This window comes from Ruegeria sp. AB7 (assembly GCF_056542625.1).
The window spans coordinates 1-15,609 of the sequence record NZ_JBQGAC010000009.1; the positions used below are offsets into that span (position 1 = coordinate 1).

Consider the following 15,609-nt stretch of genomic DNA (forward strand, 5'->3'; position numbering starts at 1 on the left):
CATCAAACGGCCCTGCATGTCAACCAGACAAACCAATACCGTATCAATCTCGCCAGACGAAACCTCAGCCTTCAAATGCTCAAATGTCAGCGTCGCGCTCACGATGCGTCCTCCCTGATCGTGATATCGTTCAGCGCCGGTTCAAGCAGCGCCAGTATGTCCCGGGACATGTTGGCAACCTGTATTTCATTGCCCAAAAGATCATTGCGTACTTCGATCATCACATTGGCCAGCCCCCGGCTCAGCGCATGGAGACGGAGCGAATGCGTTACACCGTCAGCGGGGCCATAGGGCTGATTGCGTTCCGTGCGGCGATGCGGGATCTGATCCATGTGATCCAGCATGGCATCGACCAGACGGCTGTCCTCGTCATGGAGAAGTCCAAGTTCAACCGCGCGCGGCTGCCCAAAATAGACCGGCGTGAAGGAGTGAATGGTCACAACGACTGTATCCGGACCGCGCGCATCCAGAACCTGTGCAACTGCCTGACAGAACGGGGCATACACTGCCTGGATGCGTGCATCGCGTTGCGATTGATCGAGGCCCACATTGCCCGGCACTTCGATCAGTTCTGATTTCTCGGGCATTGCGCTTGCCGCCTCGGGCGGACGGTTGCAATCATAGACCAATCGCGAGACGGTCGAGGCCACGACCGGAGCATCAAGCGCTATCGACAGCGCCCGTGTCAGCGCCATTGCGCCCGGATCCCAAGCGGCATGGCTGACGCGCGCGGATGCGGACAATCCCAAATCATCAAACTCTGCCGGAATGCGGTTGCTTGCATGTTCACACAGCAGAACGACGCGCCCAACGCCCGCCTGGTTCAGGATTTCGACCGATCCGGTCATCCTTTGACCTCGGTATCCGCATCCTGTTCCATCTGCGGCATTTCTTCGATCAGGCGGGTTTCAAGCAACTGCCCGTTGCGATACAGGATCGGATAGGCGACGGCCGCGATGTGACTGTTGAATTCGCGAAAGGCGCGCAGCGTTTCTAGGTGGATGTCGCTGGTTTCAAAGCTTTCTGCGCTGCCATGTTGCAAGCGTTTAAGGTGGCGTTTGCGACTGTCACGCTCGGCCCGCTTGATTTCGGTTTTTTCCAGGCTCAGCAGACGCGCGCTTTCCAGATCGTCCGAGATCAGCACGTTCGAGGCCAGTTTCAGGTTGGCCACAATCCCCTCGTGCATTTCGACCAGCTCTGACCAACCTTCTTTCGAGAACGCGGCCCCCTTTTTGCGCATGTCATCCGCCAATGCCGTCAGGCGTTTGGCCACCACGTCGCCCGCGGTTTCCAGGCGAATGGCATATTCCATTAGGTCCCGCGCAATCTTGGCATTTTCCTTGCCGAACGCATCAGCGGGGATAGCCGCCACATATTGCCGGATACCAGAAAGGCAATCGTTCACATCAGTATCCATGTCCCGAATGGCCCGGATCTGCTCCTTGTCGCCGCTGCGATAAAGCTCCAGCGCAGGCCGGAACATCGAGCCAACCATGTCGCTCATCCGCAGAAGCTCGCGTTTGAGGTTAGACAGGGCCTGATTGGGTCTGCTGAGGGAGTCGAGATCAAGTGCGCTGATCGGTTGCCCGGGCTGCGCGCTGCTTTCAGGACTTTTCGGATCGGGCAGCAGTTTTTCGAATGGCGCGCGCAGCATGCCGCAGAACGGCAGTGCCAGAACCAGAAGCGAGGCGTTGAAAATCAGATGTGCATTCACCAGCATCTGCCCGCCTTGCAGATCGCCCAATACTCCGGTTCGCAGCGCCAGGTTGGCAGCAAACAGCGAGACAATTGACCAACTGCCCCGCAGCGCCAGATTAGCGAAGGGAATGCGCCTTGCAGACAGGGCCATGCCGCGTGTCAGCCAAACCGGGATGAAGGCGGACCCGAAATTAGCACCCAACATCAGTGAGAGCCCGGCGGCAAACGGGATCGCCCCGATTTGCACCAGGGTCACACACATCAAGATCGCAGCGACCGAAGAATGCATGACAAAGGCCAGCGCTCCACCGACTAGGAACGCTGTGATGTAATCACGCGCAAGATACTCGGCGATGGCGGGTAGAAAGGCGCTGTCACGGATTGGGTCCATCGCCTCGCGGAGAAAACGCAGTGAGATCAGGATGAATGCGACACCCATCAGAATACGGCCCAACTGGCGCGGTTTCTTGGCCTCTGTCTTGACGAACAGATAGCCGCCGACCGCAAGCAGTAGCGGCACCAACCAATCCAGTTTGAAGGACAGAACCTGAATGATCAGCGCCGAGCCGAGATCGCCACCCAGAACCATCGCGAGCCCGGTCGGAAAGGCCAACATCCCGCCCGCCGCAAATCCGGAGGTCAGCAATGCAACCGCGGCCGAGCTTTGCAAGACGACGGCCATTGTAAGCCCTACCATCGAGGCCTGCGCATAGCTGCGCTGCCCCGTCATCACCCGCTGAAACGATGCACCATAGCTACGCTCGATGCCCGTGCGCACCATGCGCACAGCGTAGAGCAGCAGCATCGTTGCACCAGCCAGACTTATGAGGAAACTGACAATCGCCATTCCGTTATCCGTTCACCAGATCAAGCAGCTCGGAATGCAGTTGCGGCGTGGCCGCCGATATGACTCGGCCGTCGGAGTTCAGACCTAGCGGCTTACCCTCCCAATCGCTCATGATCCCGCCCGCAGCTTCAACTACGGCGGAAACCGGCAGATAGTCATAAGGCTGCAGATCATAATCGATGACCGCATCAACATGGCCCATCGCAAGTAGTGCATGCGGGTAGCAGTCATAGGCGAAGCGTCGGGTCTGTCCCGAATTCATCAACCGATCAAACAGGGCCGGATGATCCCGGTAAATCTTGTCGCCTTCGTTGACGAAAAAAACTGCGTCGCTCAATTGGTGTGTAACGCTGACCGAGACAGGCTTGCCATTCAGTGTGGCCCCTTGACCTTTCATGCCGATCAGAAATTCGTTCAGGGCAGGCATGCCGATGACCCCCAATCGGGGAACACCATTCGTGAGATATCCCAACAGGAACCCAAACAACGGATGCCCCGACAGGAATGATCGGGTGCCGTCAATGGGATCTACAATCCAGACATTCTGCCGATCCTGACCTTCGAACCCCTGTTCTTCGCCAAAGATACCGTCATCTGGAAAGTTCTCAGCCAAATATTGTCGCACCACGGCCTCGACACCCTTGTCCGCCTGTGTGACCGGGCTTTCGTCCGCCTTGAACTCAACCCCCAAACGTCCCCGAAAGTACCCGCGCGCAGCCTGCGCGGCGATATTGGCGATTTCGGCGGCGTGAATCGCGATATCTGACGTACCTTCGGGCGTTGCAACGGTATTAGGTGGGGTTAGCATCTGTTTTTGTCCCTCATTGCAATGCCTTAAGCAGTATTCAGAGACGCCGTCATGGTACAGGTAAACTGGATGACTAACGGATCGCCATTGCACATGGGTGTTCCGGTTGTATCGTCACTCTGCGATGCTGCATTATGCAACATCTTTTAAGCATCAACGTCACAAAACCCCACACAGCACAGCAACATTAACCCACAAAAAACAACTTATTCAACCAAATTATTCCGTTTTTGGTTGATTAGCGGTTTCGTTTGTGGATTTTTGAGCGGTGGGTATCGCCATTCCGAGGCAAAGCAGGCAATACCGCCGCGTAGTTTTGGCAGGAATTCACGCGCAGGGCCAAGGATTCGGTTCAGCGATCAGGAGCACCGGGATATGACAGACAAACACAACGTCCTGTTTATCATTACTGACCAGATGCGGGCGGATTGTTTGTTTGGGGCATTGGATGCCCATGTTGACCTGCCTCACATGCGCGCGTTGATGGAGGACAGTGTTTCTTTCACGCGGCACTTTTCCGTTACCAACCCCTGCGGGCCATCGCGCGCCTCATTGCTGACCGGGCAATACGCGATGAACCACCGGTCGGTACGAAACGGCACGCCCCTGCGCCACGATGCACCGACCATCGCCAGCGAGATGCGCAAAGCAGGGTATCTGCCGATGCTGTTTGGATATACCGACACATCACAGGACCCGCGCGTGTTTGATGCAAAAGACCCGGCGCTCAGGTCATATGAATTCCACATGGCCGGTTTTCAGGAAATGCTGGAAATGCGGCTGGAGATGTCATTCCCATGGCGTTCTCATCTGAAAAACCGTGGATATGAGTTCGAAAACTATATTGACGTGTTCAAACCGGTCGCACCCGATGGCGGCCAGCCTGCACTGAATGACCCGGCCTTCTACGCAGCCGAGGATAGCGATACCGCCTTTCTAACCGATCGGTTTCTGGAAACCATGCCGGCGTATGCGGATGATGACAGGGGATGGTTTGCACATCTGACCTACATTCGCCCGCATCCACCGCTGGTAGCCCCGGCACCATATAACCGAATGTATGACCCTGCCTCGCTACCATTGCCATCGCGACTGCTAACCGCCGAGGCCGAAGAGGCGTTGCATCCGTTTTTCGCTCCGGCACGGGCCAACAGCACGGTTGCCGGTTTTGTTGAAGGTTTCCCGGACCTTGAACCGACGGACGAGGTAGTGCAGACGCTGCGTTCGATCTATCTGGGTCTTGCCACGGAGGTAGATCATCATATCGGCCGCGTGGTTTCGTTTTTGAAAGAGACAGGGCAGTACGACAACACTATGCTGGTGGTCACCGCAGATCATGGCGAGATGCTGGGGGATCGGCACAGTTGGGGTAAGATGTCGGTTTATGATGCAGCCTATCATACACCCTTGATCGTGCGCATGCCCGATGGAGCCCGTGGTAAACGGGTCGAGGCACCCACGGAATCGATTGATATCGTTCCGACGATTCTCGAATGGATCGGGCAGACAATACCGGATTCCATGAATGGGCATTCGCTGTTGCCCTTCCTTCAGAGTGAATCCTCAACCCCGGCTGACTGGCGCCGCTATTCATTCTCGGAGCTGGACTTCGCTGATCCGCTGAACCCAACCCGCTGGCAACGCGATCTGGAAACGGGGTTAGAGGACAGCTGCCTGAGCATCCTGCGCGACGACCGGTTTACATTGGTTGAGTTTGCGGCTGATCTTCCGCCCATGCTGTTTGACGGTGAAGGGCAGGGTGAGATGGAGAACGTGGCAGAACATCCTGAACACGCCGCCACATTGGCGCGCATGACACGCGACATGTTGCGTCACCGGATGCGGAAAATGGACAAGACCCTGTCAAACTGGATGATCACCCCGGATGGTCCGCGCCAACCGTGACGTTCCTATATGGCTGAGGATCGTCAACCACCCCAGGTTACAGTCATCAGCATATCCTCGAACTCTGCGGTGTCGAAAAACAGCACGATCTCACCCGTTGGGCCTGCGGGCAACGGAACCGTCGCCAACTGACCAACCGCCAGATCGCCCAGTTCCGGACGGCGGGTCAATGTGTCCTGAACCACACCTCCGTCGCTGGTATCAGAACGATCAGACACCGTGATTGTTGCCGGAGCAGCATCCAGACTGCTTTCAGCAAAAAGATCGCACCGTTTGAGCGTCGTGAGGCGACCAGCCGACCAATAGGGATAGTGCTCGGGTCGGAGTGTCAGCCGCAGCTCGTGACGCCCACCCGCAGCGGGTGTTTCGCGGCGGAAGCGCGCCCATTCCGTCGGGAACTCGTGCCGCAGTGAGAATAGCCGCACATTGCCCACAGTCCCGTCTGCCGCGATATCGGCTTTCAGATGATCAACCGCCGCATTACGCACGGGTCCACCGCCATCCCGCGCAGTGTAGCGCAGGTGCAAGACGACGTCCGAGATCGTGTCATAGTCGAACTGCTGCGGATCGCCTTGCGTTGGGTCCGCCGGCAGCTCTAGCCGCCACTCGCTGACTGCGCCCACATTTTCGAATGGTAAATAGCGATCATCAGGCATGCCCTCGAACTGACCGGTTTCCATTTGCGCCGCACTGAACACATTGCTTTCGGCGCTGTGAATATCGGCGAAACGGTCGTCTTCGGGGCCCGTGCGAACATAGCCATCCCCGATATCCGGTCGTTGCCGGATGCTGCTCTTGAGATGCACGAGTTTCGCGTGGGTCCCAATATAGGGCCCGGACACGCAGGGCAGGCTGAGCGCAACACTCTTGATCCGGCGGAAATAGTGGCCCGGCCCATCCAGATCGAACTGCGCCTCGGGGATTTTGAAGGTACACCGACCCGTGCGTCGTAGGTTGACCAGGGCCAGTGGATCGATTTGCAGCAGGCTGACATGTTTGGTCAGCTCGTATTCGTTTCGGTTGTGTTCATGATACGCAAGCTCCATCCGCTTGACGTCCAGCAGCAGCGCTTCGCCGGAAAGAAGCCCCTTGCGACCGCCATCCCAATAGTTGAACTGCACCAGAGTTTTCTGATCCAGCTCGGGCCGCATCAGTTCGGCTTTCATGGTCTGCTCGGCGCGTCGCGCGGTATCGAAGGCAAAGCGGTAGTACTCGTAATACAGCTTTGACAACTCGCCTTGCAGCCAGCCATAGAGCTCTTCGTTGGTGTATTTGTCCTGCAAGAAATCGCGGGTCTGCTCTGTTAGACGGATTGCCTTCTTCAAGTTCAGGTATTCGCGATGCTGCGCCTGTTCCGCGATCAACGATGTCAGAATCTGACGCCCGATCTGCATCACATCATGGGCCGCCAGATTGTGCTGCAATATCCATTCATCGGCGCGACGTTCATAGGCGGCAGTGCGGGCCGCCATCCCGGCCTGATCACGGTTCCAGTCCGCGATCATCCCGGATACATCCCCCGCGATCCGCATGACCGAGGACAGCACGGTTCCTACCTTAAAGTCGATGGTGCCACCGAGGCCCCAATAATGCAGGTCCAGTTTCGGGTCGGGGATCGGGGTAAGCGTTGCCGAGATCGAGTGGAATACCGATTTGGCCAGCGTTGTGTCCCGGGCTATTGGCAGCAGGATGTTAAGTTCTTCATTCTCTTTTTTCGACAGGTGAAGGTCTCCGTCCCCGGTTTGGCCTGACGTCTGCGCGCCATCGCCATCGCCCGGACGCTCAAGATCGGGAAACTCCAGCCGCTGAACCGGCACGTCATATTGCGCAACAAGTGCTTCGTAGGCTTCGTCGAAATTGGCCTTTGTCAGGGTCTGACGGGTCAACTCAAGGGTCTCGGGCGCATTTGGATCAGCTTCCTGACCCAGCAGGCGCTTGTAATAGTTCAATCGCTCAAGCGCCGCGCCACGACTGCCTATCAGCGCTTGCGTCGCTGCTTCGGTGTTTTTCCATTGCAGGTAACGCAGATCGACTTGCAGTTTCTGCAAGCTGACTTCGTGCCCCTGCCGCAACAGGGCTAGCGCCTCGGCGTCGCGTTTCTCCAAGGCGGTCAGCAACGCCGACCCGATATTTCGGACCTCACCAGCCAATTCCGCCGCCTTCTCGATCAACACGCGCGAGCGGACGGGGCTGACCGGTTGATTTAAGCCTGACACGACCGAGCCGATATCCAGCCCAGCCGCCGCCGCCTTGACCAGCATTCCGGGATCGATCGGCGGGTCGAACAGGGCAAGCGGACGAACCTGCCCTTCGATATCCATACAGTTGCGGATTTTGAACAGCCGGTCGGCAACCGTATCCCAATAACCCAGCAGCTTTTCATTATGCGGGATGCAGAAATACAACGTGCGGGCCATACCGAATAACGGCGCAGCGCTGTCGCTGGTGCCCGCACCTGTTGGCGTTGTGAAATTGAAGGGGAACGCGCCTTCAAGCTCGACCAATGCATTGCCCATCGGATCAAGCCCTTGCGCCCGAAGCTGCGCAAAGGTGCGTGGCGTGGTTGTTCCACCCGCAGGTGACCGCTGCGGCTTGTCGCCCAACAAGTTCGAGGCGAGCACATAGATCTGCAGCGCTTCCATGATGGCTTCGCGCGTGAATTGCTGGAACAGGTTGTCACCCCAGGCAATCAGATTGTCGAGGTACTTCATCACCACGTGCATCATGAATGAAATCGTCCGTGTGCGCGCGACTGCAAAGGGCTGAAACGGGGTGTTTCGCACCGCTTCATACCCATTTAGGATCGCTTCTTTCTCGGCCAGCTCCGCGTCGGTGCATTCGTCGTTTGGTTTGCTGAGCAGGGTCAACAACGTATCGATGGATTGAGCTTCGCCCTCGCGAAAGGCAAGGAAACGCCAATAGCGTGTGGGCACCGGTACATCGGGGTCATTCTCGGTCGGATCGAAAATCAGATGGAACCAGCGTTGCGCTTCGGCGAAACGTTGGGTCTTGGACAAGTGCACCGCAATGGTCAGCGGCACATGGAACATCAGTTCCCAATTGTAGTTGGCATAAGGCCCACCCATCCGCGTGTCGATTTCCTTCGGGAACGAATGGATGTCGATCTTGTCGGTTTCCTGCGGGGAATAGAGGGAATTGAAGAATGACTTGCGCAAGCTTTTGTGAAACTCCGGGGACAACATCCCGGGCACACCCTGTATGTTCAGACGCTCGATCAACTCCGACACGAAGGGGTGGAAGAAGTTTTCAAACGTGTAGTCCCAGTGTTTTTCATAGCTGATAAGCTTGATCTTCTGGGGGCCGAAAATGTCCTGATCAAGCAGGTGATGATAGCCGTAAGTGCTGATCTTGCTGGTATCCATGATCAAAGTCCTTTCCGGATCAAGTGCGACGCATGCGGACGGTGCTGCCCATCGGGCCGATGTCGCGGTCGCCAAAGCGGACCGTGCCACCGGTGCCCAGCGCTGTATGGACAAAGGCGTCTTCGGTCACGAATGCACGAAGAGTGCTCAGGTCGGCGCTGCCAAAGCCGGGGATTGCAGTCACCCGTTCAATCCGGTCGGGCTGCTCGGCAAACGGCTCAAACGCCAGCACCATGGTATCGATTGTCGGGTCAACTTCGGCCACGCGGCCAAAATCAAGCCAGGTCACAACTTCGACGATCCGCTGCTTCGTGGACACGTAGAACACATGTCGCGGGTCGGCATAGAAGAACGGCGACTCCCAGGCTTCTCCATTGGTCGGGTGATGCGGCTGTGTGGCCTGATCGGGCGCCTTATTGGACAGCAACCGATGCGTGATCCCGTCATTGGAATAGATCGCTGTAAGGCGGTTTGACCCGGTCGACGTAATACGTTTCGGCAAGAAATGCGGCGCCTTCTTGGGTGAGCGCGTATCGGGTGTGCTAAACGTGTTGTACATAAAGAACGAAACGCCCAGCCAATCCTTGTACGAGATCGATATCCGCATCCCGTTGGTCCATGGGAATGAAGACAGGCGGATGCCTTTACGGAAATTGCGCATCTCTCGGGCTGGCACGTTTTCGCGCAGCAACAGGGGCTCATCAGGATCCGAACTGCGCGGCGGTTGCCACACGCCATCCACCCGTTCGGTCCAGTTCAGCATGACCTTGACGTCAAAGGTGGGTTCATCAACATCCATCAACGATGACGCCTCAACCTCGGCCAGCGGGCCTGATCCCGCGTTGGGTGTTCCTTGTGCCGTGTTTTCCGGCATCATCTTGATCCAGAACAGGAACAGACGATTGTTCCAGACCAGCGGCATGACCGGATTATCCTCGATATCCAGCGGGATTTTCTCCCACGCGCTCCACGAGCCGTAGGCACGGGTCCGGTGGTAATAACTGCGTTTGGCCCCGGCGGTGCGCCCGATAACATGCAACACGTCGTCTGCAGCACCGGGATCGCCTTCGATCTGGTAGACACCGCATACTTCCAGCTTGGCGACCTCTTCCAGTTTCTGCAGATACCCGATCAGCGAGGTGGCTGCGCGTTCCTCGGTGATGTCACCCTGCAGCAATTCACTCATCGCCTCGCGGAAGAAGGGTGACTGGTCGTCGCGCAATTCCGGCTCCATCCAGTTTTCAGGGTACAGGAAGATTTTCCGGTTTGCCTCCCACACGCGGTAACGCTTCATCCACTCCCAATGCTTGGACCGAAGGCTGGATGCAGCCACACGGGGTTCAAGGTTCATCAGGCAGCGCTCGGTAAAGATCTGTACCGAGGACAATGCGTGACGAACCCGCGAAGTGAGCATGCACGGCTCCATCTGCACGTCCATCAGGAAGTATTCGAACAACTTTTCGGGCGTGTTGATATGCGCCGCATCCGGACGCCCGCGCAGATCGTGCAGGATATGCGCCACCAATGCATCACGCTGGCGCTTGCGCAGGCGGTCATTGATCGGTTGCAGGATTTTGAGCCAGTCATCCGGGCTGTAACGCGCACGAAGGGCGGCGCGGAAATTCCGCACAATGGGTCCGGTTGGGGCGGGTGTTGCGGCAGCGATAAGCGCTGTCGCCGGAATCCCAAGTGCCGTCAGCCATTCGGCGATGTCATGAAGCCGCTCCAGAACGGCCAGATCGCCAATATCGGCTGGGGTGAGTCCGAAATGTACCAACAGGGCGGCGATATCCACGGGATCCCAGCGCGTGACTTGGAACAACTCAGCCTCGGCGTCGGCTATGGCGAATGCTGGATTCTCGGCTATCGAGACCAGCCGGGCATTTTCAGGGTCATAAGCCGCCTTTAATCGCGCCATGCGCAGGTGTGCCGTTAGCACCCCCATCAGCGCGGCGGAGGTCGGATCATCAGGTGTGCCGGTGACGGGCAGGCTGTTTGGCCAGGCCGCACCCGCAATCTGCAAATCGCCATGTGTCGTCAGGTGCAAGACCTCAGCGACGTCAAGTTTCAGCGTTTCGGACAACCTGGCAATGCGGCGCGTGCGCAGGTAGGCCGCGCCCAGATGCGATACCGGATCAGCCGGGTAGAGATGCGAAGCGTCGATGACCTCAGTTCCTCGGCCCGGTGCACTCCAACGCAACGCCAGACGGTCGGTCACATTGGCCACGCCCAGCGCGATTTCGACCAAAGTGCCTGCGCGAAGCTCGATCGCGTTGGTGTTTGACCATATGCCGCCCGCCTCGGTCAGAGGAACAGGTTCGCCTGCGATGCTGAGTGTCACGGTCGCGCCCGCATCAGCTTCGACAGCAATGTTGAAGAACCCGTTTTCAGGCGCTTCCAGATATCCCCGTAACCGGATCGAAATCGAAGAACCTGGTGTGGTTTGATTGTCTGGCAGCACTGTTCCAGTGGAGGCAAAATCAATCGCGCCAGATAAAGTTTCGACCCGCGCAGGCGGTGCAGTGTGGGCCGGACCATCGCTGATTTCAGCACTCAGACCCCCGGATTCGAGCATCAGGGCATCCTCAAGCGCGGAGCTGGCCGGATCAGTCGCCGCATGCAGAACCTCGGCCTTTTCGAACAGGACGGCTGCCAGATCAGCCTCAACCTCGATCGCGGTACCCAGAAGCTGCAGCGCCACCTGGCGTTTCCGTCTTGAGATCAGCTGCGGCAGGATTCCTTCAAGCAGGGCACGATAGGCATCGGCCTTTGACGCAATTGAGCTGCGGTAGGCGTCGTGAAGCGGGAGCAGCTCGGGGAAGCGGGTGAAAAATGGCTGTGATTGTGCCTCGCTTGCGTTGAACAAAGCGTCAATTGCTGGCGTGAAGGCAGCAGGTGTCCCGGCGACGGCCTGCAGGGCATCTCTGACCGTGGTCGACATGAGCCCGTTGAAAACCAGAACCTTGCGGAAATCGTCATAAGCGATTTGATCGGGCGCCTCGGCCAGGATCGCCGGCTCTAGCGCAGGGGCAGAATGGTCATAGGTAACCTCGGCCGAGGATGTGGCCTCCAGATATCCGAAGAACTGCTCGGTCGCTTCGGCCCCATAGACCAGAGCCATGTGGGACCGGGCAATACCGCCATCGGGATCGTCCACCAGAACAAAGTCATTGGTGATCGCCGCAAACCCTGCACGCAGATCGCGTGCCAGGGTCGTGATGTTTTCTGCGGGCGGTGTCGTCTGGCCACTTGGGTCATGGTTCAACAGCAGCGCCAGCGCTGTTTCCAGCGACAGGCCTAGCTCGGACAGGCGATGCACCAGATCGATAACCGTCAGCAGAGCGGGTGTAGTGGCGTCTTGCGGGCCATAGGGGTCAAGACCGGTGGCTTGCAGCAAACGCTCCAATCCCGGCACGCTTTGCTCAAGCGCGCGCGCCAACCAGCCGCGACGGTAGATTGCGCTGACCGTCTCAATGGTCAGGGGTGTCGTGTCATCGAACCCCAAAACAGCAACGATCCGGTTAAATTCCGGACCCGTCAATGAAAAGGCCGCGCGCAATGTTTCAACCTCGGGCAGCAACAGGGCCGCAGGGTCTGTAAGCACGCCGCCAAAACCATCTTCGGCAAAGGCGGGGTTTTCGCGAGCAGGCCGCTGGAACATTTCACGGAATAGCGCGGCGGTTCCATTGGTGCTGATTGGTCCAAAGAGGGCCAGGATCGGGCGCAGCGCGTCCTCAGGCCTTAGCTCCAGCGCATCAAGGGCCGACATGGCGATGCCCAACTGTGGCAGGAGCTCGGCAAAGCCGGCGTCCATGCGAGCCAGGTCTACCTGCGCGTCGGCGCCGTCCGGCATCTGGTTCGTCGGATAAAGCGCCGAGATGATAGCATCCGTGTCGGCAATGCTAAGTTCCAGAACACGCCACAGACGGACGAACCGGTTAATCCGGATAAAGTCATTCCATTCAAGGCGGTTGGACAGCGGATCAGGGTCTGGGTGACGCAGTTCAAGCGCGCTTAGGTCGCACATATCCGACGGGTCTTGCGGATTTGTAAGCACGATCAGACCCATGATCCGGTCGAAAGTAGTGTCATCAAGCAACCATGCCTCGACATCACCGCCAAAGCGTTCAGGCTCGACCCCTGCCGCCATCCGGCTTTGTAGTTCTGCGGAGTTGATCGCGCCGTCCCGGAAGGCCCGGATATCGTCGAAGCCCAGGCCAAGATGCTCAAGCTTCGGGATCAGCGCGGCTCCGGGGTTCACGAACTCAGTCTTTAGGATGTTCACGAGATCAACCGGCGTGATCTCGGTACGGCGGCATAGGTCGCGCACGCTTTCCAAGCCATCACGCACTTCGGCTGCGCTGGCACCCGCATCAAAACCATAAAGCGAACGCACTGTCAGATCGGGTCGCGCTGACCCGGCAACCGCCACGCTTTCGGTCAGGACGGCGTTGAGACCGCGCGAGATGTTCAAGCGCTGCAGCCAGATGTCGCGCCATCCGTACGGTGCATCGTCCAGCGCGTCTGACGAACCCAAGTCAGCCATAACCCGATGTAAAGGCGCGTCGAAACGATTGAACAGGGCCTTCAGTGCCTCCAACGAACGGTCAAACGGCAATGGGGTGGGGAACTGGGCGGTGGCCAGCGTGGCATAGGCGGCATCGCGTACAAATTGAGGGCTGGCCAACAACTCTTCAGGCGGTGTTTGACCATCGGTCGAATGACCCTGATATCCACCCAAAGACATGCCATTGACAACGAAATGCTCAAGCACCTCGTTCACCAAGTCGATGTATGGCTCAGGCGTCAGAGTGTTTTCGCAAGTCAGAGGCAGGTGTTGAATATCAGGCCGCCGATCAAGCAACACATCAAGTGGATTGGTGAAGCCGTTCGGAATCTCGGTCGCGGGGCGATCGAGAAACAGCAGAAGATCGACAAGATAGGCTGCGGGGCTGAGGACTGACCGGCAATGCTCGCATCCGCAATAATCCATCGAACCGAAAAGCTCTTCTAATGTGGAGTATGCGAGCACATCACCAAAATTGTCCGACCCGCCCGGGGTAGGGTTCAAAAATCCGTCAGCAGCGCCCACGCTGGGGCCGATCGCTGGCATCATCCGATGAGTCATATAGGCGGTGGCCAGATTCAGAACCGCTCCATGGACCTGTTCAGCCTTGCGGTAGATCTGCATCGCGACGGCCTCGTTCAGAACGGCCTTGTGGGCGCGCAGGAACTCATCTTGTGGCAGCGCCACGACCGCATAGGCCGAATCCAACCCTGCAGCCAGCATGGCATTCATACTGCTGTCGTCGGGTGAGATCTGATAGACCCGCTGAATGCGTGAGATTTCGCGCACCACTTCTGGCGGTTCGTCCAGCGCATTTTTTGCAATAAAGCGCGCAACGGGCTGCTGGCCTATCTGGAAGGTATCGGCATGTTTTGCGAGGAAATCATGCACGTTATTCGACAGCCCTGTATCGACCAATGGCGTCTCCTGCGCCCGGACCATTTCCGCAACAACCGCAGTCGGGAAAGACAGCCGCACCTGAGCGGCCATGAATTCTGCATAGTTGGCGCGTCTTTCGGCGGCATCCCGGCCCTGAACTGCCTCTGGCACGGGGTCGGTATCATCCATGATCGCGGCCCAGGCATCGGCTTTATGAAAACCCGCCTTCACTAGGCCTCCCAACGTACCGTCCGCATCGCCATCGGTGTCACGGTGCAAGCGTTCGACCAGCTTGGAGTTGTTGAGCGTCAGATAGGCAAGCTTGCCATCGGTCTGCAAACGGGTGGCTTTGTCCTGACCCAACTTACCCTCTACCTCGGTCCAGAATGTATCGAGATCATCACCATGCGCCGCATGGAGCGCGGCAAAAGTTTCACGCTCGTCATCCCGCGTCAGCGAAAGTGCAAGCAAAGGCTGCATTCCGGCCAAAGCCCCGGGAGGGGGCGTATCCAGCCGCACGCGCGCGGAGACTTCGGTAAATCGGGCAAGGGAGGCATCTGTCTGATCCGCCAGTTTGGCGTCGATCAATCCTTCATCCAGCGCGGATTTCCAGATTTGCGCCACTTTAGCAGGGGGCGTGCGGAAAACCGCGGTGTCATCAGCGGGAACACCTGCACGTAAAAGCGCATAGAACAGGCCAGAGTCGATGCGTTGACCACGCCGTCCAGCGGTCTTGTCAGACAACTGCTGGGATAGCGACGCCAGTGCCACGGCGCGCGCGTCCCAACCTGTTTTATTGGCCAGATATGTGATGTCCTGACGGGTGTCGCTTTCTTCAAGTTTCGACAAGGCACCGTTGAACTGACCAGAGAGCGCCTTGGTCAGTGTGGCGTGTTCTGACGACAGTTTTGCGGCACTTTCAGCAGGCAGAACCACGGAAAGCTCGGAATCCGGTCCGGCGTCATATTCCACCGCCGAAGCGGCAACCACATCGTCATTCAAACGCACCTGCACCTGAAGGTCTGGTGCATCCTTGCCGCGCTTGGTGATCAGATCTCCGGTAAACACAATCTCGAAGGCACCGCGTTTACCGGTTGTAGCCTTCCCCAGTTCAACGTCGCCGCCGACACCTTTGTCGACAACAACAACAGCAAGGCCATCAACAGCCGCACTTTGCGCACTTATAACGCGACCGCTGACACGGTAGGTGCCAAAATCCGTCGGTGTGTCCAGTCGAGCGACCAGATCGTTAATCACAGCCGCCGTCCTTTTATCGACACTGCCGGTCGGGGACAGATCGGCCTCTTTCTGAAACAGGCGAACGGCTTCAGTGGTGCCTTTTCCGTAGGTCGGTGTGCGGCCATCCTTTTCGCGCGACACGATATCGGCCAGCGCTCGGCGCGCGCTGATATCATTGGCCAGCAGCAAGCCTTCACGCAGCAGTGCCAGCAAAGCGGATTGCAGATCGCCCACCGTAGCGCGGCGCATTCTGGGCTTTAGCGGATGCGTAACTTTGGTCATG

General features: G+C 57.9%; 6 protein-coding genes. 1 reads left to right on the forward strand and 5 read right to left on the reverse strand.

Annotated features, from left to right (window positions below; translation table 11 throughout):
• Positions 1-98: 98 nt before the first annotated feature.
• From ACR0EN_RS18815 to ACR0EN_RS18825, 3 genes are read right to left on the reverse strand one after another with little or no spacing between them, the layout of a single operon-like run.
• On the reverse strand, positions 99-848 hold the full coding sequence (locus ACR0EN_RS18815; protein ID WP_170613576.1) for an N-formylglutamate amidohydrolase: 750 nt from the start codon (positions 846-848) through the stop codon (positions 99-101).
• Positions 845-2,545: a Na/Pi cotransporter family protein gene (locus tag ACR0EN_RS18820; protein ID WP_480588272.1), complete on the reverse strand. Its 1,701-nt coding sequence runs from the start codon at positions 2,543-2,545 to the stop codon at positions 845-847. The genes ACR0EN_RS18815 and ACR0EN_RS18820 overlap by 4 nt, the downstream gene beginning before the upstream one ends.
• Before the next feature lie 4 nt (positions 2,546-2,549).
• Positions 2,550-3,353, reverse strand: coding sequence for an inositol monophosphatase family protein (locus ACR0EN_RS18825; protein ID WP_170626926.1), 804 nt, complete (start codon positions 3,351-3,353; stop codon positions 2,550-2,552).
• A gap of 375 nt (positions 3,354-3,728) precedes the next feature.
• On the opposite strand from ACR0EN_RS18825, the gene ACR0EN_RS18830 reads away from it, so the two are divergent.
• Positions 3,729-5,258, forward strand: coding sequence for a sulfatase-like hydrolase/transferase (locus ACR0EN_RS18830; RefSeq protein WP_480588274.1), 1,530 nt, complete (start codon positions 3,729-3,731; stop codon positions 5,256-5,258).
• Between the two features lie 23 nt (positions 5,259-5,281).
• Here ACR0EN_RS18830 and ACR0EN_RS18835 read toward each other — a convergent pair whose 3' ends face one another.
• Positions 5,282-8,641 carry a Tc toxin subunit A-related protein gene (locus ACR0EN_RS18835; protein WP_480588276.1) on the reverse strand — a complete coding sequence of 1,120 codons (3,360 nt, stop codon included), beginning with the start codon at positions 8,639-8,641 and terminating at the stop codon, positions 5,282-5,284.
• Between the two features lie 19 nt (positions 8,642-8,660).
• Positions 8,661-15,608: a neuraminidase-like domain-containing protein gene (locus ACR0EN_RS18840; RefSeq protein WP_480588278.1), complete on the reverse strand. Its 6,948-nt coding sequence runs from the start codon at positions 15,606-15,608 to the stop codon at positions 8,661-8,663.
• Position 15,609: the final 1 nt, after the last annotated feature.

Bases quoted from the DNA above. Each gene is read 5' to 3' on its own strand.
- ACR0EN_RS18840 (WP_480588278.1), bottom strand. From the start codon at position 15,608: ATGACCAAAGTTACGCATCCGCTAAAGCCCAGAATGCGCCGCGCTACG.
- ACR0EN_RS18835 (WP_480588276.1), bottom strand. From the start codon at position 8,641: ATGGATACCAGCAAGATCAGCACTTACGGCTATCATCACCTGCTTGAT.
- ACR0EN_RS18815 (WP_170613576.1), bottom strand. From the start codon at position 848: ATGACCGGATCGGTCGAAATCCTGAACCAGGCGGGCGTTGGGCGCGTC.
- ACR0EN_RS18820 (WP_480588272.1), bottom strand. From the start codon at position 2,545: ATGGCGATTGTCAGTTTCCTCATAAGTCTGGCTGGTGCAACGATGCTG.
- ACR0EN_RS18830 (WP_480588274.1), top strand. From the start codon at position 3,729: ATGACAGACAAACACAACGTCCTGTTTATCATTACTGACCAGATGCGG.
- ACR0EN_RS18825 (WP_170626926.1), bottom strand. From the start codon at position 3,353: ATGCTAACCCCACCTAATACCGTTGCAACGCCCGAAGGTACGTCAGAT.